The sequence below is a fragment of the Gluconobacter vitians genome, assembly GCF_015244565.1.
Classification (GTDB): Bacteria; Pseudomonadota; Alphaproteobacteria; order Acetobacterales; family Acetobacteraceae; genus Gluconobacter; species Gluconobacter vitians.
Genome location: NZ_JABCQG010000012.1, coordinates 33,241 through 56,700, shown reverse-complemented (window position 1 = coordinate 56,700; position 23,460 = coordinate 33,241). Strand labels below are relative to the sequence as shown.

At 62.5% G+C, this 23,460-nt stretch carries 20 protein-coding genes; 10 read left to right on the top strand and 10 right to left on the bottom strand.

Translation table 11 applies throughout. The features are described 5' to 3' along the window. Positions 1 to 115: 115 nt before the first annotated feature. The gene (locus tag HKD24_RS10190; RefSeq protein WP_194260201.1) at positions 116 to 1,618 is read right to left on the bottom strand and encodes a UdgX family uracil-DNA binding protein; all 1,503 of its coding nucleotides are present in this window, start codon (positions 1,616 to 1,618) and stop codon (positions 116 to 118) included. Beyond that, complete coding sequence (locus HKD24_RS10185) at positions 1,615 to 2,847, bottom strand: putative DNA modification/repair radical SAM protein (protein WP_194260200.1); 1,233 nt, start codon at positions 2,845 to 2,847, stop codon at positions 1,615 to 1,617. The genes HKD24_RS10190 and HKD24_RS10185 overlap by 4 nt, the downstream gene beginning before the upstream one ends. Before the next feature lie 178 nt (positions 2,848 to 3,025). Between HKD24_RS10185 and HKD24_RS10180 the strand changes: the two genes are divergently transcribed. Next, positions 3,026 to 4,591, top strand: a complete 1,566-nt coding sequence (locus HKD24_RS10180; protein ID WP_194260199.1) for a flagellin N-terminal helical domain-containing protein — start codon at positions 3,026 to 3,028, stop codon at positions 4,589 to 4,591. Positions 4,592 to 4,736: 145 nt separating this feature from the next. Beyond that, the gene (locus tag HKD24_RS10175; protein WP_194260198.1) at positions 4,737 to 5,165 is read left to right on the top strand and encodes a flagellar biosynthesis regulator FlaF; all 429 of its coding nucleotides are present in this window, start codon (positions 4,737 to 4,739) and stop codon (positions 5,163 to 5,165) included. A gap of 144 nt (positions 5,166 to 5,309) precedes the next feature. Here the strand turns inward: HKD24_RS10175 and HKD24_RS10170 are convergent, their stop codons facing one another. From HKD24_RS10170 to folD, 3 genes are read right to left on the bottom strand one after another with little or no spacing between them, the layout of a single operon-like run. Beyond that, positions 5,310 to 7,310 (bottom strand): M1 family metallopeptidase, encoded by a 2,001-nt coding sequence (locus HKD24_RS10170; RefSeq protein WP_194260197.1) that lies wholly within the window; start codon positions 7,308 to 7,310, stop codon positions 5,310 to 5,312. Between the two features lie 31 nt (positions 7,311 to 7,341). Next, positions 7,342 to 8,094 carry a methylenetetrahydrofolate reductase gene (locus HKD24_RS10165; RefSeq protein WP_194260196.1) on the bottom strand — a complete coding sequence of 251 codons (753 nt, stop codon included), beginning with the start codon at positions 8,092 to 8,094 and terminating at the stop codon, positions 7,342 to 7,344. Continuing rightward, positions 8,091 to 9,008 carry a bifunctional methylenetetrahydrofolate dehydrogenase/methenyltetrahydrofolate cyclohydrolase FolD gene (folD, locus tag HKD24_RS10160; protein WP_194260195.1) on the bottom strand — a complete coding sequence of 306 codons (918 nt, stop codon included), beginning with the start codon at positions 9,006 to 9,008 and terminating at the stop codon, positions 8,091 to 8,093. Before folD ends, HKD24_RS10165 begins: the two co-directional genes overlap by 4 nt. 83 nt (positions 9,009 to 9,091) lie before the next feature. On the opposite strand from folD, the gene HKD24_RS10155 reads away from it, so the two are divergent. Continuing rightward, a complete protein-coding gene (locus HKD24_RS10155) occupies positions 9,092 to 10,156 on the top strand; it encodes a threonine aldolase family protein (RefSeq protein ID WP_322783305.1) in 1,065 nt (354 codons plus the stop codon). Further along, the gene (locus HKD24_RS10150; RefSeq protein ID WP_194260193.1) at positions 10,157 to 11,515 is read left to right on the top strand and encodes an L-serine ammonia-lyase; all 1,359 of its coding nucleotides are present in this window, start codon (positions 10,157 to 10,159) and stop codon (positions 11,513 to 11,515) included. It begins immediately after the preceding gene. A gap of 6 nt (positions 11,516 to 11,521) precedes the next feature. Here HKD24_RS10150 and HKD24_RS10145 read toward each other — a convergent pair whose 3' ends face one another. Continuing rightward, complete coding sequence (locus tag HKD24_RS10145) at positions 11,522 to 12,637, bottom strand: hypothetical protein (protein ID WP_194260192.1); 1,116 nt, start codon at positions 12,635 to 12,637, stop codon at positions 11,522 to 11,524. A 235-nt stretch (positions 12,638 to 12,872) separates the two neighbouring features. Here HKD24_RS10145 and HKD24_RS10140 point away from each other — a divergent pair, with 235 nt between their 5' ends. Then, positions 12,873 to 14,183, top strand: coding sequence for a lipopolysaccharide biosynthesis protein (locus tag HKD24_RS10140; RefSeq protein WP_194260191.1), 1,311 nt, complete (start codon positions 12,873 to 12,875; stop codon positions 14,181 to 14,183). A 92-nt stretch (positions 14,184 to 14,275) separates the two neighbouring features. Here HKD24_RS10140 and HKD24_RS10135 read toward each other — a convergent pair whose 3' ends face one another. Both HKD24_RS10135 and HKD24_RS10130 read right to left on the bottom strand, forming a co-directional pair. Then, on the bottom strand, positions 14,276 to 15,835 hold the full coding sequence (locus tag HKD24_RS10135; RefSeq protein ID WP_194260190.1) for a Do family serine endopeptidase: 1,560 nt from the start codon (positions 15,833 to 15,835) through the stop codon (positions 14,276 to 14,278). A 118-nt stretch (positions 15,836 to 15,953) separates the two neighbouring features. Beyond that, positions 15,954 to 16,415 (bottom strand): nucleoside deaminase, encoded by a 462-nt coding sequence (locus tag HKD24_RS10130; RefSeq protein WP_265589061.1) that lies wholly within the window; start codon positions 16,413 to 16,415, stop codon positions 15,954 to 15,956. Between the two features lie 51 nt (positions 16,416 to 16,466). Between HKD24_RS10130 and HKD24_RS10125 the strand changes: the two genes are divergently transcribed. From HKD24_RS10125 to HKD24_RS10105, 5 genes are all read left to right on the top strand, one after another. After that, positions 16,467 to 17,213 (top strand): gamma-glutamyl-gamma-aminobutyrate hydrolase family protein, encoded by a 747-nt coding sequence (locus tag HKD24_RS10125; protein ID WP_194260188.1) that lies wholly within the window; start codon positions 16,467 to 16,469, stop codon positions 17,211 to 17,213. Beyond that, positions 17,210 to 18,004 carry a pseudouridine synthase gene (locus tag HKD24_RS10120; RefSeq protein ID WP_194260187.1) on the top strand — a complete coding sequence of 265 codons (795 nt, stop codon included), beginning with the start codon at positions 17,210 to 17,212 and terminating at the stop codon, positions 18,002 to 18,004. The genes HKD24_RS10125 and HKD24_RS10120 overlap by 4 nt, the downstream gene beginning before the upstream one ends. Positions 18,005 to 18,007: 3 nt before the next feature. Beyond that, entirely contained in the window at positions 18,008 to 18,607 is a 600-nt protein-coding gene (rsmD, locus tag HKD24_RS10115; protein WP_062459228.1) for a 16S rRNA (guanine(966)-N(2))-methyltransferase RsmD, read from the top strand. A 119-nt stretch (positions 18,608 to 18,726) separates the two neighbouring features. After that, positions 18,727 to 21,441 (top strand): DNA translocase FtsK, encoded by a 2,715-nt coding sequence (locus HKD24_RS10110; protein WP_194260186.1) that lies wholly within the window; start codon positions 18,727 to 18,729, stop codon positions 21,439 to 21,441. Then, complete coding sequence (locus HKD24_RS10105) at positions 21,431 to 22,228, top strand: RluA family pseudouridine synthase (RefSeq protein WP_194260185.1); 798 nt, start codon at positions 21,431 to 21,433, stop codon at positions 22,226 to 22,228. Before HKD24_RS10110 ends, HKD24_RS10105 begins: the two co-directional genes overlap by 11 nt. On the opposite strand, the gene HKD24_RS10100 is transcribed toward HKD24_RS10105, so the two are convergent. After that, positions 22,219 to 22,956, bottom strand: coding sequence for a DUF4097 family beta strand repeat-containing protein (locus HKD24_RS10100; RefSeq protein WP_194260184.1), 738 nt, complete (start codon positions 22,954 to 22,956; stop codon positions 22,219 to 22,221). The two genes, HKD24_RS10105 and HKD24_RS10100, sit on opposite strands and share 10 nt — an antisense overlap. Positions 22,957 to 22,975: 19 nt before the next feature. Next, positions 22,976 to 23,401 (bottom strand): hypothetical protein, encoded by a 426-nt coding sequence (locus tag HKD24_RS10095; RefSeq protein WP_194260183.1) that lies wholly within the window; start codon positions 23,399 to 23,401, stop codon positions 22,976 to 22,978. Positions 23,402 to 23,460 lie beyond the last annotated feature (59 nt).

The following is a 23,460-nucleotide window of genomic DNA, read 5'->3' as shown; positions in this document are numbered from 1 at the left end:
GGGCCTTGGAAAACCCTCTACTGACCGATCGGTTCGGTCATCCATGACATATCGTCTCATAAGCTTCAAGACGCAAAAAACTGACCCGTTTCCATTCTCCCGCCAGCCCCGTCCCTTACGCCCCTGGCTGATCCAGAAAGTCCCGCAGACGGGAGAGACCCTCACCGAAGTTCCGTCGCTCACTGTCCCCCTGCGCCCCTTCCCCAAGCCGCAGCAGCCAGGATGGATGGGCGAGTGCCAGACGCCGGACGGCATTTTCGCCAGTTCCCACGGTCCATGAGGTCCCGCGGACATCCGACATCGCCATGCCCGGACCATCCAGCGCCCTGAGCGCCGTGGCACCCAGCGAGACAATGAGTTTCGGACGGATCAGTGCAATTTCCTGCTCCAGCCAGGGACGGCAGGCCGCCACATGCCCTGCATCCGGGCTCTGATGGATGCGGCGGCGGCCTTGGAGACGGAAGCGGAAATGCTTGACGGCGTTCGTCAGATACAGCGCGCCACGATCGACCCCGGCCTCTCCAAGCGTCGCGTGTAGAAGCTGTCCTGCCGGACCGACGAAGGGGCGCCCTGCCAGATCCTCCTGATCGCCCGGCTGCTCTCCGACGACCATGATGCGCGCGTCTGCCGGCCCCTCTCCCACAACCGCCTGCGTCGCCGAGCAGTGCAGCGGACAGGCCGTACAGGTCCGGATCTGAGCGGCCAGACCCTCAAGATTTTCCGCCACATCCGCCATCGGTTCGGCCGGAAGCTGCTCACGGGCCCGCAGGCGCTCATGAAAGGCCGGGGCGGGCTGGAGTTCCTGTTCCGCCATCGCCCGCACCCGTGCTTCGGCTCCAGCAACGAGCTGCGGGATCAGGCGGGTTTCCGGCAGGTTCTTCCAGTAACGGCCGGGCATTTCCCGACGCATGGCTTTCGTGCGCACACGGGCCGGATTGAAGGTCGAGGCATAATAAGTGTCCCACAGCTCCCCGAACCCATCATCCAGCTCTGGCCGCTCGCAGGGCTCCGGACTGCACACCAGCTCTTTCCCATCCCAGCGGATTGATCCGCGCGGGGTGAGGATCATCCAGTCCATGTCCGTAAAGCGCTTCGAGAAGAACGGGGCGATGCGTTCGAGAATATGATGCTGCGGCTCGAACCAGGCGAGGAACCGTCGCCGCCTCCTGTCCTGTCCTTCGCCCTGCTGGACCGGTTCTTCCCGGAAGCGGAGGAAAGACGCCATCTTATGGCAGTCATCCCGGTTCTGCCGCACCATGACCCGCGCCCTGGCGATGTCGGCATCCGTCACCACTTCCAGCAGATGCGGATTGCCCTGCATCCGCCAGACGATCCGGTAGGCCAGCGCGAACCGAGCGGGATCGGAATGGCACAGCAGGTCCCGCAGCAGCGCGATGCAGGACGCTCGCAAGGTTACGGTTTTCACGACAGGCAGGGCTGTCAGCGCCTCCAGTCCAGCGCCATCATCCGTGATCTGGCCGAAAAGATCTGTCTCCCCACCCCGGATGCGCCAGTCGAGGGCTTCGGGCGGGATCGCGCGCTGCAAAGCCGCCCGTGCCATCTTCCGCCAGGGTTCAAACGCGGCACTGTCCTCAAGCGTCAGGACATACCGCGTCACAGAAGGCTCATCTGCTGCGGCGCGGGGCTGAACAGGCTGCGCAGATCGTGTCGATCGGTCAGGCGGGCGGGGCTCCAGCCCGGCGTCTGCACGAACGGGCGTACCTTGCGGATGGAGACATTCAACCGCGCCAGATCCTCCAGCCGTACCGCCTGATGCCGCCGCGCCCTGAGAATGGCGGCCACAGCCTTGACCCCCAGCCCCGGCACCCGCAGCAGCATTTCCTTCGACGCCCGGTTCAGATCGACCGGAAACAGCGCCCGGTTGTCCAGCGCCCAGGCCAGCTTGGGGTCCAGCTCCAGATCGAGCATCCCGTCCGCGCGACCGGCCGTCAACTCTCCAAACGCAAATCCATAGAACCGGAACAGCCAGTCTGCCTGGTAAAGCCGGTGCTCACGCTGCAACGGCGGGCTTTTCGCTGGCAACAATGCGGAAGCGTCGGGAATGGGACTGAAGGCCGAATAATAGACCCGCCGCAGCCCGTAGGAGCCATAAAGATTGGCGCTGCTGGCCAGAATATCCTGATCGGAGGCCGCATCAGCTCCCACGATCATCTGCGTACTCTGCCCGCCCGGCGAGAAGCGCTCAGCCCGGCGGCCGGTATGGCTGCGCTCCCGGCCCGCATCGATTTTCAGACGCATTTCACCCATGGCCTGCCGGATACCGCCCGCCTTTTTCTGCGGCGCATACTGCTCCAGCCCGGCGACGGTCGGCATTTCCACATTGATCGACAGACGGTCCGCATAGCGCCCCGCTTCTTCCAGCAGGCGCGGAGACGCATCGGGGATGGTCTTGAGATGGATGTAGCCCCTAAAGCCATGCTTCAGCCGCAGATCCCGCGCCACCTGCACGAGCTGCTCCATCGTGTGATCGGACGAGCGGATGATGCCCGAAGACAGGAACAGCCCTTCGATGCAGTTGCGCCGGTAGAACTCCAGCGTCAGCCACACGACCTCCTCAGGCGTAAACCGCGCGCGCTCCACATTCGAGGACGAGCGGTTGATGCAGTAGGCACAGTCATATACGCAGAAATTGGTCAGCAGGATCTTGAGCAGCGACACGCAGCGCCCGTCCGGCGTGAACGCATGGCAGATGCCGTTTCCCGTCGTGGATCCCAGTCCCCCGCTTTTGGCCGAGTCCCTGCGTCCGGAGCCGCTCGACGCGCAGGACGCATCGTATTTCGCCGCATCGGACAGAATCGCCAGGCGCTGGGAGAGTGATTTCTTCATTGCGTGTTCTTATTTCGTTCCGAAGTATGGAGCGCAAGAGAAAACGTGAATTTAACCAGTTGTTTCCCGGTTTTCCGTTATTTCGGGCAGGTTTTTTTTAACGGTCCGGATTCAGTTTCCGTTAACCACTCCCCCCTATCCTGAAGCCGCAAACCTGCACCGACGGAGAACGAATTCAATGTCATTGTCAATTAATACGAACACTGCGGCAATGGCCGCACTCCAGAGCCTCAGCCAGACGACATCTGACCTGACCAAGACCGAAAATGCGGTCTCGACGGGCAAGTCGGTCAACTCGGCGTCTGACAATCCCGCAATGTACTCCATTGCCCAGAACATGACCGCCCAGATCTCGACCCTGTCGGGCGTCTCCACGGGTCTTCAGTTCTCCGCTCAGGTGCTGAATACGGCAACGAAGGGCCTGTCGAGCATCTCGGATTCCCTGCAGTCCCTGGCCACGACTCTCGGCACGAACACCACGGGCGTCAACAACTCGACCTTGAACGACGCCATCACACAGACGCTGTCCGCCATCGACTCCGCTGCTGCAGGTGCAAAGTTCCAGGGCGTGAACCTGCTGTCCGGCCAGACGGGCAACGGCACGACCTACACGACCCTGTCCACCGCCATGGACTCCCAGGGCACGATGTTCACCCAGAACGGCTTCAACATGACGTCCGCCGGTCTTGGCCTGACGAACCTGAGCATGGAAATGTCCGGCTCCTCGCTGGCGCTGGGCACCAGCGCTTCCAATACACTGACGAGTGACGGTACTACGCCGACTTCCCAGAGCGTTCTTCAGCTGAAGAATGAAGCTGCAGCCGGAACAGGTGGTACGGTCAGTGCGTCCAATCCGTCTGTCACATACAACTTTGTCGCTGACAGCAAGTCTACGACTTCCGGCAGCACGACCACCACCAATAACAGCCAAACGACGGCTCTGGCCATGGTAGGCGCTGCTTTCAGCAAAGCTCCCACTACTGAGGGCGGTTCGGATGGCGTCACTGCCGCATTTACAATGCAAACAGACGGCACATTGAAAGCAGGCGACTCTTCAGACGTCACAATCAAATCCCAGACAACAGCATCGGACGGATCGATCACCTATTCCCTGTCCAACGGAGATAGCCTGGTGCAGTCCAAGGACGGCAACGGCAACTCCGTCTTCACCGCCAATACGGCATTTGATGCCAACGGCAATGTCACGGCCAAGACCGTTGTGACGGACGTCGACATGTCGTCCGCCTCCTCCCTCAGTGCCACGGGCGGCTCGTCGAGTGCCCAGAGCGTCAAGCAGGTCGATCTGATGACGCAGGCCATGGAGTACCAGGGCTTCGGTGTGTCCCGCGATTCCGACAACACCCTGACGATTGCTGGCAATTCCATTGATGCAACCAGCACGAACCTGGGTACCGTCTCGGCGGGTGCGTTCACAGGTTCTAACGCGGCAACATCCGTCACCGGGGCATCTGTTGTCAGTGCTGTCGTTCAGGCAGCTATTTCCAGCGTGACGCGGACGGCTTCCACGATCGGTTATTCCACCACGACGGTCTCGAACCTGCAGACCACGACGTCCAGCCTGTCTGACGCCCTGACGACGGGTGTCGGCGCCCTGACGGACGCCGATCTGGCAGCGGAAAGCGCCAAGCTGACCTCGCTTCAGACGAAGCAGCAGCTGGCTGTCCAGTCGCTGTCGATTGCAAACTCGCAGTCCTCCACCCTGCTCAGCCTCTTCCGCGGCTGATCAGGTTTCCGGGGAGTACCGGTCTATCCGGTACCCCCCGGTCCCGGACCTTCCGCCCCTGCCATGCGCAGGACTGCTTCAGAAGCCCGCTGTTCCATTCTGCAGAGGCTTTTGAAACAGTCTTTTCCGCAAGGAGTTTGCCTTCGTGACTTACGCATTCTCACAGTATCAAAAACAGTCCGGAAGCTACCTTTCCTCCCGGGAAGTCGAGGTCATGGCGTTCCGGCACGTCAACACGCTGCTGTCCCAGGCTGGCGATCATGAAAAAAGGGTCGCGGCTCTGGCAGCCAATCTGAAGCTGTGGAGCATTCTTTCGATGAGCGTCGAGCGGGTCGACTGCCCTCTTCCGCCCGTTCTGCGTGATGACCTGATCAAGATCGGATCATGGGCAATGTGTTATTCCAACACTGCTTTCAATGCTCCGAGGGATCTGCAGCCGCTGATCGATGTCAACAATGACATGATCGAGGGCCTGACAGCCTCCGCCTCCACAGTTCAGGGCATCGCACCGGCGGCACCTCAGGGTGCCTATACCACGAACGCTCCTTCCTCTTCGCTGGAACTCGTAGGCTGAACTCTCGCGGAACCGACTGCTCTCTCAAATCCGCACGACCTTCCATCTACCAAAAAAGGGCGCTGGCTCAGCCAGGCGCCCTTTTTTATGCCGTAATGGACAGAGAACTGCGGGGCGTTTTGGCACCCGCAATTCTTCATATCCTCAGGGTGTAATTGCCACCCGGTTATCAGAGCGGTCGATGTCCGGGATGACATGATCCGGGTCCAGCGTGACCGCCTTGAGGCCATCATGGGCCGGCAGTGAAACAACGATATCGCTGCCCTGACGCCAGGCTTCCGTCGGGATGCGCAGCTCGTCCGATTTACCGTCCGCATACTCCGCCCGCACGAGCACCGGAAGCGGAAGGGCTCCGTAATTGCGCACCTGTACGGTCACCGGCTTTCCGGCATCGTGATGCACATCACCCAGCGCATAGTCCGGGGCGGCATTGGTGAAGTACCAGCCACGCCAGAACCAGCCCAGATCCTCGCCCGCTTCGCTGCTCATCAGGCGGAAGAAGTCCGACGGGGACGGGTGCTTGAACGACCATTCGGAAATATAGCGCCGGAAGGCTGCGTCGAACCGGACCGGGCCGAGGATCTGTTCACGCAGCAGCTTCAGTCCATAGGCGCCTTTGAAATAGGTCACGCTATGGCGGTATTTTTCAGAGACGCTGTCTGCCGCCGTCATGAGCACGGGCGCGTTCGGATCAGTCAGAACCGGAACGATGTCCTGCGCAGGGTTGCCGGTCTTGGGCGCGAATTCGGAATCACGCTTGGGGGCAAACTCGCCGTTGTTGAAATGGTCGGACGCATAGACGTCGATGAACGTGTTGAAGCCCTCATCCATGAAGGCATTGCGACGCTCATCAGTGCCCACGATCATCGGAAACCAGCCATGGCCCAGTTCATGCGTCGTAATCCAGAACAGTTCCGGATCGCGGTCGCTCATGCCGTCGAAGACAATGCCCGGATATTCCATGCCCGCACCATGACCGCCCAGATTGACGGCGTTCGGCCAGGGATACTCGAACCATTGTGACGAGAAATACTCGATGGCGTGTTTGACGTAATCCGTTGAACGGTCCCAGCCATGCGGCCCGATCCCCTCACGCGGATAGACCGACATCGCAAGCCGGGGCACGGGATGATAGTTCGCCCAGGGCACGATCGGCGGCAGGTTGATCCGCGCGGCATCCCAGACGAAAGCCGGCGAGGCCGCGAAGGCCACGTCACGCGTGTTGCGCATGGCATAATGCCAGGTGACTTCGCCGCTCTGCTTCAGATGGCTTTTGGGATCAGTAATGTCATCAAGCGTGCGGATCATGACGCGCGTATCGCTCTGCGCCGCCTGCGCCAGACGGTTGCGCTCGACGGAGGTCAGGACCTGTTCGGGATTGAGCAGCGCGCCGGAGCCCACGAGCGTGTAGTTCCACGGCACGGTGACGCTGTAATCGAAGCTGCCATATTCCAGAAAGAACTCCTGCCCCAGATAGGGCAGCGTGTTCCAGCCACGGCGATCATCATAAACGCTCAGCCGCGGATACCATTGCGCGACTTCATAGATATCGCCTTCGCGGGACGGCGTAACAGCAGTCCGTCCGCCCCACGGGCCGGGCAGCGTGTAGTGCCAGTCGATCTTCACGAAAGCCACGCCATGCGGATCGATCGTGCGCGGTAGCTTGAGCTGCATCCGCGTGTCAGAGATCAGGGGTGTCACGTCCACTTCGCGCCCGCCCTGCACGACCGAAACACGCTCGATCGCCATGCCGTCGGTGTGGTTGCCGGCCAGATTGTGGCTGCTGGCAACCGCGCCGATCGCAGAGCGCGTATCCGCGCGGTAAATGTTCTGATCGAGCTGGAGCCAAAGGACGTCCAGTGTCTCGGGACTGTTGTTGCTGTAGGTCACGGTTTCGGAGCCGTGCAGCACATGGGTCTGCGTGTCGATCCGCGAATGGATGACGTAGTCCGTACGGTTCTGCCAGTACTGCGGGCCGGGAAGGCCCGAGCCCGAACGATAGACATTCGGCGCATCGGGGAGCGTCAGGGGAGCGAAGACGGCTGCGGGGTCGGCAAGGGTTTTCGCAGAGGCCGTCTCGGGCAGCAGGGCGGCGGGAACGAGCACGCCTCCCAGCAGGGGAAGCAGAAAAAGGCGCACAGACATCCGGGACGGACCCTCCATTCGTGGTTCGATGTTATCCCGTTATAATATCGCTGAGCGCTCCCAGATAGGATGCCAGGTCAACTTTCAGCGGCATCAGATACGCATTGTCGTTTTTCTCGCGGATAACGCCCAGCATCCGGCGCGCAAAAGCGATGTTGCCGTCCAGCGTTCCGTCATAGTCGCGGGGGAAGACCACGTGGTTCACGCGCTCCCAGTAGCGACGCGACTTGTCACCCAGAACGGGCGAAATGCCCCAGAACACCATGTCGTCCCGCAGCCAGTCCATGCAGTATTCGAGCATCGGAATATCGAAGAGTGGCTGTGTGAAGAACCCGCAGGCCCCGGCGTCGCGCTTGCGGGCGATATCTTCGAGTTCCTGATATGGCGCGCGGCGATAGGGGTCGAACACCGCATAGACCTTCAGATGCGGCGCTTCGCGGCGGTAGCGTTCGATGATCTGCGCCGACGTGTTGGGATAGACCTTCCAGTCGCTTCCGGCCGGCGGAGGATCGCCGGCGACCACGAGGATGGACGTCAGCTCCGGACGGTCCGCACCCGGCAGCGGCGTGCCCGGCGCGATATCGACGGCACGGATATGCGGGATGACCTCGAACGGCGTCTGCTTCGTGACCAGCGAGGCGGCATCATGACTGCGCAGGTCAAAACGCATCAGATCCGGAACATTCAGTGTGCGGACCTGTGGCAGGACGTCACGGACGGTCTGCACATCCGCCAGCAGGGCCTCGGCGGAGCGCGGGACCAGTTCGACCGAGACGCGGGTCATGAAGACGCTTCCGAAGCAGCCTGCGTCGCACGCGCGGCCTGAAGCGTGTTGTGCAGCAGGCAGGCAATGGTCATGGGGCCCACACCGCCCGGAACCGGCGTGATGTGACCGGCGATGGGGAACGCCTCGTCGAACGCCACGTCACCCACCAGACGGGTTTTGCCGTTTTCGGCCGGAACACGGGTAATGCCGACATCGATCACGGTCGCGCCCGGCTTGATCCAGTCTCCGCGGACCAGTCCGCTCTTGCCCGTCGCCACGACCAGAATATCCGCTTCCCGGGCCAGTTCCTTCGTGTTGCGCGTGTGGATATGCGCGACCGTGACCGTGCAGTTCTCCTTGAGCAGAAGCTGTGCCATCGGCTTGCCCACAAGGTTGGACGCGCCGATCACCACGGCATGCTTGCCCGTCATGTCCTCATGAACGGACTGGAGCAGCATCAGACAGCCCAGCGGCGTGCAGGGCACGATCCCGTCGATCCCGAGCGACAGGCGCCCGGCATTGACCTCACCCAGACCGTCCACGTCCTTGTGCGGGGCAATGGCGTTCGTCACCACAACCGGGTCGATCTGCGCCGGGAGCGGAAGCTGCACCAGAATGCCGTGGATTTTCGGGTTGGCGTTGAGCTGGGCGATCAGGTCCAGCAGTTCGTCCTGCGACGTGCTCTGCGGGAGCATGTGCATGAAGGAGCGCATGCCCACGCGATGGGTCTGGATCGCCTTGTTCTTCACATAGACTTCAGACGCCGGATCGTTACCTACAAGAACGACGGCCAGACCGGGAATGGTATTGCCCTGCTCGACGAATTTTGCCACTTCGCGGCCCACCTGATCGGTCAGGGCGCGGGCAATACCCTTGCCGTCGATGATCTTGGATGCCGGATCGGAAGACTTCTCGGGGGACAACGTGTTCATGGGCTCTCCGGATGACAACAGGCAGGCGTTTCAGTTACGCTTGCGGACAGGCCGTAACGGTCGCAGGAATTGAGGATGGTCTCGTGACCGACGAAATACGCAAGAACTTCGCCAGTGACAATGTTTCCCCCGCATGCCCCGCCGTTATGGACGCCATGATGCGTGCCAATGAAGGCTGCGTCGGCTCCTATGGTAACGATGCGATGAGCCAGACGCTGAACGCACGGTTCAGCGAGGTTTTCGAAGCAGAGGTCAGGGTTTTCCCGATCGTGACGGGGACGGCAGCCAACAGCCTGGCACTCTCCGCGCTCGTGGCCCCTTATGGCGCGGTCCTGTGTGACCAGAGCGCGCATATCAGCAATGACGAAGGCGGTGCGCCTGAGTTTTTTATGCATGGCGCCAAGCTTGTTACGCTGCCTTCCGCCGATGGCCGGATGAACCCTGAGGCCCTGCGGACCGGGCTGCGCGCCAATGCGCAGGGCGGGATTCTCAAGCCCCCCATCCAGGCGCTGTCCCTGACGCAGGCCACCGAATGGGGCACGGTCTATGCGCTGAAGGATCTGGCGGCGCTGTGCGGTATCGCCCATGAGAACGATATTCCCGTGCATCTGGATGGCTCGCGGCTGAGCAATGCCATCGCGCATCTCGGCTGCACACCGGCCGAGGTCACATGGAAAACCGGGGTGGATGTCCTGTCTTTCGGCGGGACGAAATGTGGGGCGATGGCGGCGGAAGCGGTCGTATTCTTCGTCAATGACCGCACGCGCCCGGCGCTGAAGGATTTCGAGCGGCGCATCAAGCGCAGCGGCCATCTGTGGTCCAAGGCACGGTTCCTGAGCGCACAGCTTCTGGCGCTGCTGGAAGACGATCTCTGGCTGAAAAACAGTGCGCATGCCAACGCCATGGCGCAGCGCATTGTCGAGAGCCTGCGCCGTCATGCCGGGGCCCAGCTTCCGTTCGAAACGCAGGGCAACGAGATCTTCGTCATCCTGCCCGACCGCCTCGTTGGGGAACTGGAAGCCGCGGGATATGCCTTCTATCGCTGGCCGACGCCCGAGGGTGTGTCCGGCACACTGATCCGCCTCGTGACAAGCTTCTATACCCGCGAAGAGGACGTTGACGCCCTGCTGGCCGAGATTGCCGCCTGAATGATCAGCCTCTTTGACCTGTTCAAGATCGGGATCGGCCCGTCTTCCTCGCACACCGTTGGCCCCATGCGTGCGGCAGCCCGGTTCGCGGACAGTCTGCTTCATACGCCGGACGTGGCCCGTCTGCGCGTCACGCTTTACGGCTCGCTGGCCTGGACGGCGCGGGGACATGCGACGGACCGGGCCGTGATTCTTGGGCTGGCGGGAGAAAAGCCCGACACGATGGACCCGGCGCTGGCGGACAGCATCGTGCAGTCCGTCACCGACAGACATCTGATTCCGTTCAACGGTCATCCCATGCCGTTCGATCCGGAAACAGACATTGTTCTCGATACGAAGACCATCCCGCCGGTTCACCCCAACACGCTCCAGTTCGAGGCCTTCGATGCGGAAAACCGCCTGCTGGCCTGTGCGCGGTTCTGTTCAGTGGGCGGCGGGTTCATCGTCCCCGAACAGGCGACCGAAACCGCGACCTATGCCCAGCCCGACATGCCGTATGACTTCACCAGCGGCGCTGAACTCCTGACCCGCACGCAGGAAACGGGGCTCGATATCGCGGGCGTAGTTCTGGCCAATGAGAGCGTGCTGCGGCCCCGCGCCGAAATCGAGGCGTATCTGGACCGGATCGTGGCCGTGATGATGGACTGCGTGCAGGCCGGGCTGCACCGTTCGGGCACGCTGCCGGGACGGCTGAACGTGCGCCGGCGGGCGGCGGCACTGTATGAACGGCTGCAAGAACAGCGCCGCAGCAACCAGCCCTCCGCGCACGGGATCATGGACTGGATCAGCCTGTTCGCCATTGCCGTGAACGAGGAAAACGCCGCCGGCGGGCGCGTCGTCACGGCACCGACCAACGGGGCGGCGGGCGTGATTCCGGCCGTACTGCGCTATTATCGTGAATTCTGTCCCGAATATTCGCTCGACGGGCAGCGTCGGTTTCTGCTGACTGCCGCAGCCATTGGCGGGCTGTTCAAACTCAATGCGTCGATTTCAGGCGCGGAAGTCGGCTGTCAGGGCGAAGTCGGCGTGGCGTCCTCAATGGCGGCTGCCGGGCTGGCGGCGGCTCTGGGCGCAACGCCGCTTCAGGTGGAGAACGCCGCCGAGATCGGGATGGAGCATCATCTGGGCATGACCTGCGACCCGGTGGCGGGGCTGGTGCAGATCCCATGCATCGAGCGCAATGCCTTCGGGGCGATCAAGGCCATCAATGCGGCCTCCCTCGCCATGCATGGGGATGGCGCGCATCATGTGTCGCTCGATCAGGTCATCCGTACGATGGCCGAAACGGGCCGCGACATGAACCATCGCTACAAGGAAACATCGCTCGGCGGGCTAGCGGTCAATTTCCCTGAATGTTGAGGGCGGTCAGGCCGCGACCATGAACTGCGCGATGGCATCGGCGGCCCGCTGCGACGCGCCGAGCAGGGGCTCGCCAAAGGTCTCTCGAAACAGCTTTTCCTGCGCCGGGCGATAGATCGTGTGACGGTCCTTCGCGCGGGCGATGGCGGGCATGAGATCGTCAAGTTCCTCCACCACCTCCCCGAGCGTCCAGTGCAGGAAATACGGATCATCCTGCCAGGGGAGCTTTCGCGGGTTCAGAAAGACGCAGGGACGCGGGATGGCCAGGAATTCGTAAACCTGACTGCTGACATCACCGATATAGAGCGCGGCCTGGGACGTGTAGGTCATGTCCAGCATGGCGGACGATCCCGTATCGACCATTACTTCCGGGCTGCGCTGGCGTTTGAGCTGACGTTCGCGGATGCCGAAGCCCCTGTGGAAGGTCTTGATATGCGGCGCTACTACAAGATTGTAGTCGCTCTGGGCCTTGAAGCCCCGGATCAGTGGCATCATCCAGCCTGAGGCCGATGTCAGTTTGCGCTGGTAATGCGGATTATACAGCGCAAACGGGCGCCCGTTTGCGAACGAGACCGTCTTTTCCCGCTGCACAGCCTCGAACACATCGAACTTCGGATAGCCGACAATCCGTGTGCTCTCCGGCCGCAGCAGATCCTTGTCCTGGAAATAGCGCGCGATCTTGGGACCGGAGACAAGCGTCAGATCGAACTCGCGCACGAGATGCTCGTCATTGACGTAGCGGTCCCCGGCGCCATGCATGAGCAGGATGAGCTTTGGACCAAACAGACCCATCTCCCGGAGCACACCGCCGGTATATTCCGTCGCCACGACGGCATCATACTGGTTCAGCTCGGCAATGTTCTCCCGCAGCACCACAAGCCGCTCCTGATCGAGCCGCCTTGCGCGCTTCAGAAGGCGGGCCTTCAAGGATTTCAGAAAGGCTTTCAGCGGCAGGTCGGGAACGTCCAGCGCCTGACGGATGCGCCGCAGATGATCGACCGTTTCAGGGAAGCTGTAATACTCGACCACCTCATGACCCGGCAGTGCGGCCAGTGCACTAGCAACAGAGGCCGTGTGGTAGCACTGGTAAGGCTCGGCAATATAAATGAAGGCGATTTTCATGACTGATCTGCTGCGTCCTGCCTGAAAAACGGGCTTTGAGCCTGTGCTTTTCCGAATAAGGGCCTTCAGGAGAAGACGGATCGCCGCGAGATCCCCATCTGCAGAAATCCTGGCAGCGATATGTGTAACAAATTCTTCATAGTTCCTGCCCTCACCCTGTCAAGGACCTTCCTCAGGCGCGACATTCCGCTACCGGCATGGACAGTGCGGGGGCTTTGTGGTCAGTAAGGCCCGCATGTCCGGCGAACGCTCCGTTTTCAGATCCATTTTCAAAAATGTCAGTGTTCTCACCCTGGGCCGCATCGCCAATGCGCTGTGCAGTTTCATCTATATTGCGCTGGCCGTCCGGGCGCTGGGTCTGTCCGATTTCGGGCTGCTGATCCTGATCCATTCGCTGGCTTCGACCAGTTCGGTCCTGTCGCGGATGCAGTCCTGGCAAACGCTGATCCGTTTTGGCAGTGAGAGCTTCGGCAATGGTGATACGGATCTCCTGCACCGGGTGATCCATTTCTGCATCCGCCTCGACACGATTTCGGCCGCGTGTGCCATCGTGTTCGGACTGGTGGGTGTGCAGATCTACGGGCACACCGCGCACTGGTCCGCTCATGTGCGGTTTCTGGCTGACCTGTACATGTTTGTCAGCCCGCTGATGTATTCCGGCTGGGCGAACGGCATCCTCAGGATGGCGGGCAAATTCCATCTCGTCCCGATCATCGACAGCTGCGCTGCCCTCGCCAAGACGTTCGGCGTCGTCATAGGCTACGTCTTGCACCTGAAGCTCGGATATTTCCTGTTCATCTGGGCGATGACGATCATCATCGATTACGGATTCTATATCCATTACGCGCTGGATATCCTGCGCCGGAAGTTCCAGTTCCGGTATTTCCGGGCGTTCCGGCACTGGCGCTGGCAGCTTCCGGGAATGTGGCAGTTCACTCGCGCCGCAAGCGTTAACCAGACGCTGGGCAACATCTCGGGGCATGTGGCGACCCTGCTGGTCGGCAACGGGCTGGGACCGGCGGAAGCGGCCGTCTTCCGCGTCTGCCGCCAGATCGCGGACGGGATTGTCACTCCTGCACAGCTCATTTCGCCCGTGCTCTATCCCGAACTGGTCAGGATGCGGGACCGGCAGGACTGGCGAGGCCTCAAGCGCGTGACCTGGAAAATGTTCGGCGTCCTGAGTGCGCTGTCCCTCGCGCTTCTGCTGCTGTCAGCATTCTTCGGCTCAACGATCTTCCGCTTCCTGCTGCATGTCCACGTGCATCATACGTCGCTTTATATTTCCATCATGCTGCTGGCGGCGGTGTTCAGCCTGCTGGTTATCCCGCTGGAGCCACTGCTGATCGTGGTCGGACATGTGAAGTTTCTCATGAAGAGCCGTACGGCCGTCATGGCGGTCTATTTCCCCGCGCTTTACGTTCTGACTCGGCACTTCGGACTGGCCGGAGCATGCCTGTCCACGGCGGTCTGCAACGCGACCATCCTGCTGTCGCAGATCCTTGGCGTCTGGTTCTTCTACGACCGCATCGGCAAATCGAAGGCCTGAGCTTCTGTCTGGCAGCCGCCGGGCACAGACATGAAAAAAGGCGGGAAGGTCTGACCCTTCCCGCCCTTCAGGCTGCTGCCCGGACGCCTGACTTACTGGCCGTCGTCGGAGCTGTCGTCGTCCGAACCGTTCGGGGAGACAGCGACGAAGAGCTGCTGTCCGTCACGCAGGATCCGCAGAAGCGGCGGCTGCTTGCGGCCCAGCGCATCATGCACCTGCGCCACGACAGCCTTGGGAGTCGGCGTCACATGGTTGCCGACCGCCACGATGATGTCACCCGGACGGATGCCGGACTGATCAGCTGGGGAGCCCTGCACGACATCGGCCACGACCGCGCCCTGCACACTGTCATCGAGACCCAGTTCCTGACGCGCCCGTGGTGTCAGCGACGCCAGGGACACACCCAGCTTGCCCGCACCGGACTGCGAACTGTCAGTCGCATCGCCCGAGGAATGATCCTGAGCGGACAGGTTGCCGACCGTGAAGTTCACCGTCATCGGCTTGCCATCCCGCAGCAGTCCGAGCTTCGCCGGTGTGCCCGGCGCGATGGAGACAACCTTCACCGCGAGGTCATGGCCGTTCTTGATCGGCTTGCCGTTCAGGGTGGTCACGACATCACCGCTCTTGATGCCGGCCTTCTCGGCTGGGCTGCCTTTGGAAACAGACGCCACCAGCGTGCCACGCGGCGGAGCACTAGGCTCCGGAGACTGGAGGTTCAGGGCCTGCGCCATGGTCGGCGAGATGTCCTGCCCCTCGATACCGAGATAGCCGCGCGTGACATGGCCGGTCTTTTCAAGCTGGCTCACGACGGATTTCACGGTGTCGGACGGGATCGCAAAGCCGATACCGATCGAGCCACCACCATTGGGCGAGATGATCATGGAGTTGATGCCCACGACCTTGCCGTCCTGCGTGAACAGCGGACCACCGGAGTTACCGTGATTGATCGGCGCATCGACCTGGATGAAGTCGTTATAGGCACCAGAATGCAGATCACGGCCCAGCGCGGAAACGATACCCGCCGTCACCGTGCCGCCCAGACCGTAAGGATTGCCCACGGCGATGACCCATTCGCCCGGCTGGACCTCATCGGAATCGCCCAGTTCGATGAACGGCAGCTTGCCGGTCGGCTTGACGCGCAGCAGGGCAACGTCCGTCTTCGGGTCGCGGCCGATGATCTTGGCGGGCAGCGTCGTGCCGTCATCGAGCGTGACCGTGACCTTGGTCGCACCATTCACGACGTGGTTGTTGGTCACGACATAGCCGTCAGACGAGATGATGAACCCCGAGCCGCGGGCCTCGACCGTGCGGTTAGGCTGCTGCTGCGGCATCATCTGGAACGGGAAGGGGAACGGGAACGGCATGCCGCCGCCCTGCCCGCCGCCACCGCCCGGACCGTTTTCCTCTTCATCGGCCACATCCGCCTTGATGTGGGACGTGATGGAGACGACGGCAGGCTTCACCTGTTTGACGAGATTGACGAAGTTGGGAAGCGTCTGAACGCCCGTCTGCGGCTTGATGGCTCCGCTGGCGGCTGTCGTGGCACCGGCCTGGGGGGCGGCCGAGGGCGTGTCCGCAAAAGCGAACGGCGCCGAAACCAGCATCGTGGTGGCAGCAAGGGCGGAGAGGGACGCGCGAAAACGTGAGGTCATGTCAATCCCGATTGGTTACGAAAACATCATGGCTATAGCGTTGAACTATGGACCCCGTTCCCGTTCCGCAAGCTGACCGGCGTGTGAAACATCCGTAAGTTCATGACGGACTGTGAATTCAGCCCTCTGAAACACGGGTTCCGGCTGGAATGCGCAGCCTGCGGAAAAACGCTTTCAGCATCTCCGACGCCTCCCGCTCACAGACCCCGCCGATCACTTCCGGGCGGTGCAGGCAGGACGGACGCTCGAAAATACGCGGCCCATGCTCCACGCCGCCGCCCTTGGGATCATAGGCCCCGAACACGACGCGCCCGATCCGAAAATGCACGATCGCGGCCGCACACATCGGGCACGGCTCAAGTGTCACGACCAGCGTGCAGTCCGTCAGACGCGGGCTTTTCAAACGCGTGGCAGCCTCGCGCATGGCCAGAAGCTCGGCATGGGCGGAGGCGTCATGCGCGCCTTCCACATGATTGCGTGCAACGGCCAGAACGCGCCCGTCGGGCGCAAGCACGACGGCACCCACCGGCACTTCCCCGCATGACGCCGCCTCGCGCGCGGCCTGCAAAGCGGTCTGCATGGCCGGGCCGATATCCGTCTGAATCCTTGTCTCACCCTGAATCATGATGCGATGATGCGGCGCATGACCCTTCCCCGTCCATCCCCTTCGCGCCGCGCGCCCCTGATCGGTCTGACGCTGGATCATGAACCTGGCGGACCGGGGCAGTTCTCGCGCTATCCGTTCCATGCACTGCGGGAAAACTACCTGACGGCCGTGAGCGATGCGGGCGGGATGCCGGTCTGTCTGGGCTATGATTGCGATGCCGAAGCCCTGATGGCGCGGCTGGACGGACTGATCGTCACGGGCGGCGCATTCGACGTCGATCCAGCGCTTTATGGTGAGCCGTCACACCCGATGACCAGCCCCCGCCCGACCCGGACGGCCGCCGAACTCGCGCTGCTCCGGGCGGCACTGGCGCAGGGCAAGCCGGTTCTGGGCATCTGTGGCGGAATGCAGCTTCTGGCCGTGGAAGCCGGTGGCACGCTGATCCAGCACCTGCCGGAAGAGCAACCGGGGGACCTGCAACACGAACAGCCCAATCCGCGCCACGAACCTGGACATGACGTCGAGATCGTTCCCGGCACGAAACTTGCGCAGATCGTGGGAGCGGACCGCATGGCGGTGAACTCCTCGCATCATCAGGCCGTACGCGACCCCGGATCCGCCAGAATCTGCGCCCGCGCGCCGGATGGAACGATCGAGGCGATCGAGCTCGAAGGCCCCGGTTTTGCCATTGGCGTGCAGTGGCATCCCGAATTCTCCCTCGACCCCGGCGACCGTCGCCTGTATGCGGCGCTTGTGGAGACTGCACGATGACCGACGACAATACCGAAAACACCGCCCCCGACATGGAAACCTCAGGCCCGAAAGGCGAGCGCATCGCCAAGGCGCTGGCCCGCGCCGGCGTGGCCAGCCGCCGCGATATCGAACGCATGATCGAGGATGGCCGCATCAAGCTGGGCGGACAGGTCGTCACGCATCCGGCGACCTTCGTGCAGCCGGGCGACATCGTGCTGGTGGACGGCAAGCCCGTAGACTCCCCCGAGCGCACGCGGCTGTGGCGGTATCATAAGCCCGATGGGCTGATGACGACGCACAAGGACCCGCAGGGCCGCCAGACCGTGTTCGACACGCTGCCCGAGGGCATGCCGCGCGTCATCAGCGTCGGGCGCCTCGATATCAATTCCGAAGGCCTGCTGCTGCTGACCAATGACGGTGAGCTGGCCCGCCGCCTTGAACTTCCAGGCAACTCCTGGGTCCGCCGTTACCGCGTACGCGTCTTTGGCGTTGTGGACGAGAAGCGTCTGGCCTCGCTGATCGACGGATTTGAGTACGAAGGCGTGCGCTACGGCTCCATCGAAGCCGCGCTGGACTCCACGAAGGGCGACAATTCCTGGCTGACGGTTAGTCTGCGCGAAGGTAAGAACCGTGAGATCCGGCGCGTCATGGAAGGTCTGAACCTGCATGTCAGCCGCCTGATCCGCCTGTCCTATGGCCCGTTCCAGCTTGGCTCGCTCAAAGCGCGCGAGCTTGAGGAAGTGCCGGGCAAGACGCTGCGCGAGCAGGTGCCGGATCTTCCCGCGCCGAAGCGTCACCGGACGCGCTGATCCATGCGGATTGTTGGAGGAGACAACAAGGGCCGCGCCCTGACCGCGCCGTCCGGAACCAGCACGCGCCCCACATCGGACCGCACGCGACAGGCGATTTTCGATATGCTCGCCCATGCGCCCTGGTATGGGCAGGACGAGCTGGAACAGGCCCTCGTGCTGGACTGCTATGCCGGAACCGGCGCGCTGGGCCTCGAAGCCCTGTCGCGCGGGGCACAAAAGGCCGCCTTCATCGAGCGCGACCGGAACGCACTTGCGGCCCTGCGCGCCAATCTGGACATCTGCAAGGCGCGGGACCGCTCCCGTGTCCTGAGTTGCAGCGTCACGCATCCGCCCAAGGCTACGGAGCCCTACACGCTGGTTTTTCTGGACCCGCCCTATGGCAAAGGTCTGGTCGAGTCGGGTCTGCGGGCGCTGGCGCGGACCGGCTGGCTGGCGGAAGGCGCGCTGATCGTGGCCGAGACAGGGGCCACGGAAGAATTCACACCCATCGTGCCACCTTCCGAACACTTTATGCCCACATTGACGCCAGAAATCCTCTGCGAGCGTCGTTTCGGGGCCGCGAAGGTGACGATCTGGAGGCATTCCTCCACTTTTCCTTAATTTTCCCTCTGTATTCAGTACCCTGTCGGCTATAGTTCAGAGTGAATTTTACAAGCCGCTAATCCAGAAAACCGACGGGGTGACGAGACTTGGCCGCGTTCAGCCGATCGACCAGTACAGTGCGCAACATCGTCCGCGACGCGCATGACCGGCACATGACACCAAAACTGCGCAGTGCCCTGCGCGCACGCTGCATGGAGCTGCTCGGGCTTGTCCTGCTGATCTTCGCCGTGGCGGTCGGGATCGCCCTGTGGAGCTTCAATCCGCACGATCCGTCCTTCAACACCTCGACCGGAACGCAGCCGACGAACCTGCTGGGCCGCACGGGCGCGACCATTTCGGACGGGCTGATCCAGTGGCTCGGCCTTGGCAGCGGCATGCCGATCGTCATTCTGCTCGCCTGGGCCTGGCGCATGGTCCGTCATCACGGCATGAGCCTGCCGATCCTGCGGATCGTGGCCGCCCTCGCCCTCCTGCCCGCCAGCGCCACCTTTATCGGCACGCTCCAGCTTCTCGTCCCCGGCCTTCAGGTCGCCTGGCCGACCGCCAGCGGTCTGGGTGGAGAAATGGGCGTATCCTGCGCACAACGTCTTCTGGCTGCGGCTCATGCCGAAGCCGGTGCTGCCGGCAACGCCATTGCCGTCATTCTGGTTCTGCTGCTGATGGGACTTCTGCTGCCACTGGCCATGGGTCTTGAAGCCCGCGAATGGCGCGCGCTTGGCCAGACGCTCATGCTTCTGGGCCGCCAGCCTTTCGCCATCGCAAAGCGCATGAACGGTCCGCAGACCTCCGACCGCCCCGCCCCGGACCCACGGATGTACGAGTTCCAGCCGAGCCCCGCTGGCAGTGCTCCGGCCGCGGATGCAGCTCCCCTGTCCTTCCTGCGCCGCAGCTTCGGCAAGAGTGATCCGCGATCCCGTCCGGCGCCCTTCGTCCCGCAGAATACCGGCTGGATGCAGCCGCCGATGGAAACGCAGGACGATACCTACGGCAAGCCAGCCGCTGAACGTCAGACCAGCAAGACGGAAGCCGCGGCTGACCGTGCCCGCCAGGCCGCAGCCCCGCAGGAAGAAGACGCACCGTCCAATCCCTATGCCGAGCGTCTGGCGCAGATTGCCCGCCAGCGTGAAGCGCCGCCGCCTGCGCTGCGTCGGCAGATGGACGACGAAATGGACGAGGATCTGCCGCAGAGCAGCATCGACACGCCGCCGGAACCCGAGCCGCAGAAACGTGGCCTGTTCGGGATGCGCCGTGCGGAACGTCCGCCCGAGCCGGTCCCCGCACGCCCTGCCGCGCCGCGCAATGCCGTGGCAACCGGCTGGGAACTGCCCTCTCTCGCCCTGCTGAACCCGCCGCCACCACATGCCGTAACGGGTCCTTCGCAGGAAACCCTGCAATCTAATGCCCGTCTGCTGGAAAGCGTTCTGGCCGATTATGGCGTGCAGGGCACGATTGGCGACATCCATGCCGGTCCGGTCGTCACGCTGTATGAACTGGAGCCCGCACCGGGCATCCGGTCGTCCCGCGTAATCGGACTGGCCGACGACATTGCACGCTCGCTCTCCGTTCTGAGCGTGCGGATCGCGACCGTGCCCGGCCGGAACGTGATCGGTATCGAGGTTCCCAACGCCAAGCGCGAGACGGTCTATTTCTCCGAACTGCTGCGCACACCGGAATGGCTGAACGGAACCGGACGTCTTCAGATCGCGCTCGGCAAGGATATTGCCGGTGTGCCGGTCTATACGGACCTTGCGAAAATGCCGCATCTGCTCGTCGCAGGTACGACGGGTTCGGGTAAGTCGGTCGGCGTGAACGCCATGATCCTGTCGCTGCTCTACCGGCTCAGCCCGGAAGAGTGCCGCCTGATCATGATCGATCCCAAGATCCTCGAACTGTCGATCTATGATGGTATCCCGCATCTCCTGACCCCGGTTGTCACGGAACCGACCAAGGCCGTCAGCGCGCTGAAATGGACCGTGCAGGAAATGGACCGCCGCTATCGCCTGATGGCGCAGCTTCAGGTCCGTAACATCAACGGCTACAACGAGCGCGTGAACCAGCTTCGCGCCACGGGCGAGATGGTCACCAAGCGGGTGCAGACCGGTTTCGATCCCGAGACGGGCCGTCCGGTGTTCGACGAACAGCAGGTCGCGACGGAGAACCTGCCCTATATCGTCGTCGTCATCGACGAAATGGCCGACCTGATGATGGTCGCTGGTAAGGAAATCGAGACAGCGGTGCAGCGTCTGGCCCAGAAGGCCCGTGCGGCCGGCATTCACGTCATCATGGCAACGCAGCGGCCTTCCGTTGACGTCATCACCGGCACCATCAAGGCTAACTTCCCGACCCGTATTTCCTTCCAGGTCATCAGCAAGTTCGACAGCCGCACCATCCTTCAGGAACAGGGCGCAGAACAGCTTCTGGGTCAGGGTGACATGCTGTTCATGCAGGGCGGCGGGCGCATCACGCGTGTCCACGGCCCGTTCGTGGCGGATGAGGAAGTCGAAGCCGTGGTGGCGGATCTGCGCTCCAAGGGCGATCCGATCTATAACGATGACGTGGTGTCCGGTCAGGATGATGACAGCGCGGGCGGCCTGACGGCAGGGGCCGGCTCGGGCGGTGACGGCGAAGGCAGCCTGTTCGATCAGGCGGTGGACATCGTCATGCGTGAAGGCCGCGCCTCCACCAGCTTCATCCAGCGCCATCTCTCGATCGGCTATAACCGCGCGGCCAAGCTGATCGACCAGATGGAAAAGGAAGGCATCATCGGCGCTGCCAACCATGTGGGCAAACGCGAGATCCTGATCCGCCGCAAGGAAGAGCATGAAGACTGACCGGAAAGACCGGATCCGCCGCGCAAAAGCCGCGCGCAACGCACACAAACCCCGGCGCCTGTCCCAACAGGCCGCCTCCCCTGCCCCGGAAGGGCCGCGCACCCCATTTCACCCCGGCATGGACATTCCCGTCCTGCTGGAAACACCCCGCTTCCTGATTCTGGACAAACCGGCTGGGCTGGCCGTGCATCCCGGTCCGTCCACGCAGGATTCCGTTGAGACACGACTGCTCCCGCATCCGCGCGGGGGGCCGTGGCTGGCGCATCGGCTGGATGCGGACACGTCCGGCTGTCTGCTGGTCGCACGGCGCAAGACGGCGCTGATCGAGGCGCAGAAGGCGTTTCAGGAGCGGCAGGTCCGCAAGCTGTACTGGGCCGTCGTGGTAGGCGACCTTCCGCAGGACAGCGGCAAGATCGACGCGCAGCTTCTGCGTCAGTCTGATGCTTCGGGCTGGCGGATGGTCGTCGATCCGAAGGGCGATGAATCCCGCACGCGCTGGCGGGTTCTGGGGCGTGGCAAGGGTCTGTGCTGGGTAGAGCTGGAACTGCTCACGGGACGCACCCATCAGGCGCGCATCCATTGCGCGGAACTGGGCACGCCCATCCTTGGCGATCCGGTTTACGGAACCCCTGCTCCGGATGGCTCAAGCCTGCCGGGACTGCATCTTCTGGCCCGCAGTCTGGAACTGGACCTGCCGTCCGATACGCTCAGCGCGCAGGCACCCCCGCCGGAGTTCATGGCGGAGACCCTGCGGGCGATGGGTTGTGAAAGCGCCGTTCAGTCCTGAATGAGCTTTAGAGTACCGGTCACGCTGCGGATCACGACATGATCCCGGCCATCACCAACCTTGCCGGTGGCCGTGATCGTCCGGACCTCTTCTGATCCGGCGGATTCTTTTTCCCAGTTCCCCGTCTGCACCGTCAGACCCAGGGACTGTTCCAGCGGCAGAGCCTTGTCGGTCCGGCGCTGTTTCAGGCGGATGTCGAATGTTCCGCCAAAACCGTGCGACAAGTGAACCGTTATGTCACCGCTGACCGTGCCGATCTCGATCGTTCGCGCCTGCGTTGCGGCATCCAGCGTGAGGGTCGTGTCGCCACTGACACTGTGGATCATGACGTCCCGGGCCGCATGATTGATTGTGCTCTCGCCGCTCATGCTCCGGATGGAGACGCTCTGATCGGCATGATCCAGCGTCACATTTCCGCTGGCACTGCGAATTTCGGCAGATCCACCGACATGATCCACATCCAGTGTTCCGCTGACCGTACGGACATCCAGCGGGCCTTTGGACTGCTCGATATGAATGTCGCCACTGACAGTCCGGACAGACAGGGCGCCACTGGATGTTCCGATGCTGACGTCTCCGCTGATGGTGGCGAATTTTCCGCCCTCGGGAAGGGTGGATTCAGAGATGTCGTCGGAAATTGAAGACTGGTTCATCGGTGCCGCACAGACCGGAAAAGCCAGTGCGGTCCCAAGGGCGAGGACAGAAAAGGAAAGTGCAAAACGGGTCATGGGAAGGGGCTTTCCGGCTTCAGAACTGTGCAGAGGCGACGGGGCGGTTGAGGAGTGCTGCATGAACGCCGCGCGCGATCGCCCAAGCCGTGAGAATGCCCCAGGCCAGTGTCAGCCCCCACGGCACCACCATGAACACCAGACCCAGACCGCCCGTGATGGCGCCCAGCCCCATGACCATGAGATGGATCATCCCGATGACCGTCAGTGCGAGCGCGCCATACCAGAACATCCGCACCTGCCAGTCCAGTTGCGCACGCTTCAGACCCGTGGCGAAACGGCGGCTTCTATGCGCGATGATGACGCCGATCAGGGCCGTGACCCCCGTAAAGAAGCCGGCGATGTACAGCGCATAAACCAGCAGAACCAGATCACGACCGGTGTCGGCATCGCCTCTGCGGTCATGCTGGCGGGCAGGTTCATAAGGGGCATAGGATGCATACATGAGGGAACACTCCTCTGAGAAAAACTCGACAGCAACCTCGATGCATGAATCGTGCCAGA

Bases quoted from the DNA above. Each gene is read 5' to 3' on its own strand.
- HKD24_RS10185 (WP_194260200.1), bottom strand. From the start codon at position 2,847: ATGAAGAAATCACTCTCCCAGCGCCTGGCGATTCTGTCCGATGCGGCG.
- HKD24_RS10180 (WP_194260199.1), top strand. From the start codon at position 3,026: ATGTCATTGTCAATTAATACGAACACTGCGGCAATGGCCGCACTCCAG.
- HKD24_RS10170 (WP_194260197.1), bottom strand. From the start codon at position 7,310: ATGTCTGTGCGCCTTTTTCTGCTTCCCCTGCTGGGAGGCGTGCTCGTT.
- HKD24_RS10165 (WP_194260196.1), bottom strand. From the start codon at position 8,094: ATGACCCGCGTCTCGGTCGAACTGGTCCCGCGCTCCGCCGAGGCCCTG.
- folD (WP_194260195.1), bottom strand. From the start codon at position 9,008: ATGAACACGTTGTCCCCCGAGAAGTCTTCCGATCCGGCATCCAAGATC.
- HKD24_RS10150 (WP_194260193.1), top strand. From the start codon at position 10,157: ATGATCAGCCTCTTTGACCTGTTCAAGATCGGGATCGGCCCGTCTTCC.
- HKD24_RS10145 (WP_194260192.1), bottom strand. From the start codon at position 12,637: ATGAAAATCGCCTTCATTTATATTGCCGAGCCTTACCAGTGCTACCAC.
- HKD24_RS10140 (WP_194260191.1), top strand. From the start codon at position 12,873: ATGTCCGGCGAACGCTCCGTTTTCAGATCCATTTTCAAAAATGTCAGT.
- HKD24_RS10135 (WP_194260190.1), bottom strand. From the start codon at position 15,835: ATGACCTCACGTTTTCGCGCGTCCCTCTCCGCCCTTGCTGCCACCACG.
- HKD24_RS10130 (WP_265589061.1), bottom strand. From the start codon at position 16,415: ATGCAGACCGCTTTGCAGGCCGCGCGCGAGGCGGCGTCATGCGGGGAA.
- HKD24_RS10125 (WP_194260188.1), top strand. From the start codon at position 16,467: ATGATGCGGCGCATGACCCTTCCCCGTCCATCCCCTTCGCGCCGCGCG.
- HKD24_RS10120 (WP_194260187.1), top strand. From the start codon at position 17,210: ATGACCGACGACAATACCGAAAACACCGCCCCCGACATGGAAACCTCA.
- rsmD (WP_062459228.1), top strand. From the start codon at position 18,008: ATGCGGATTGTTGGAGGAGACAACAAGGGCCGCGCCCTGACCGCGCCG.
- HKD24_RS10105 (WP_194260185.1), top strand. From the start codon at position 21,431: ATGAAGACTGACCGGAAAGACCGGATCCGCCGCGCAAAAGCCGCGCGC.
- HKD24_RS10100 (WP_194260184.1), bottom strand. From the start codon at position 22,956: ATGACCCGTTTTGCACTTTCCTTTTCTGTCCTCGCCCTTGGGACCGCA.
- HKD24_RS10095 (WP_194260183.1), bottom strand. From the start codon at position 23,401: ATGTATGCATCCTATGCCCCTTATGAACCTGCCCGCCAGCATGACCGC.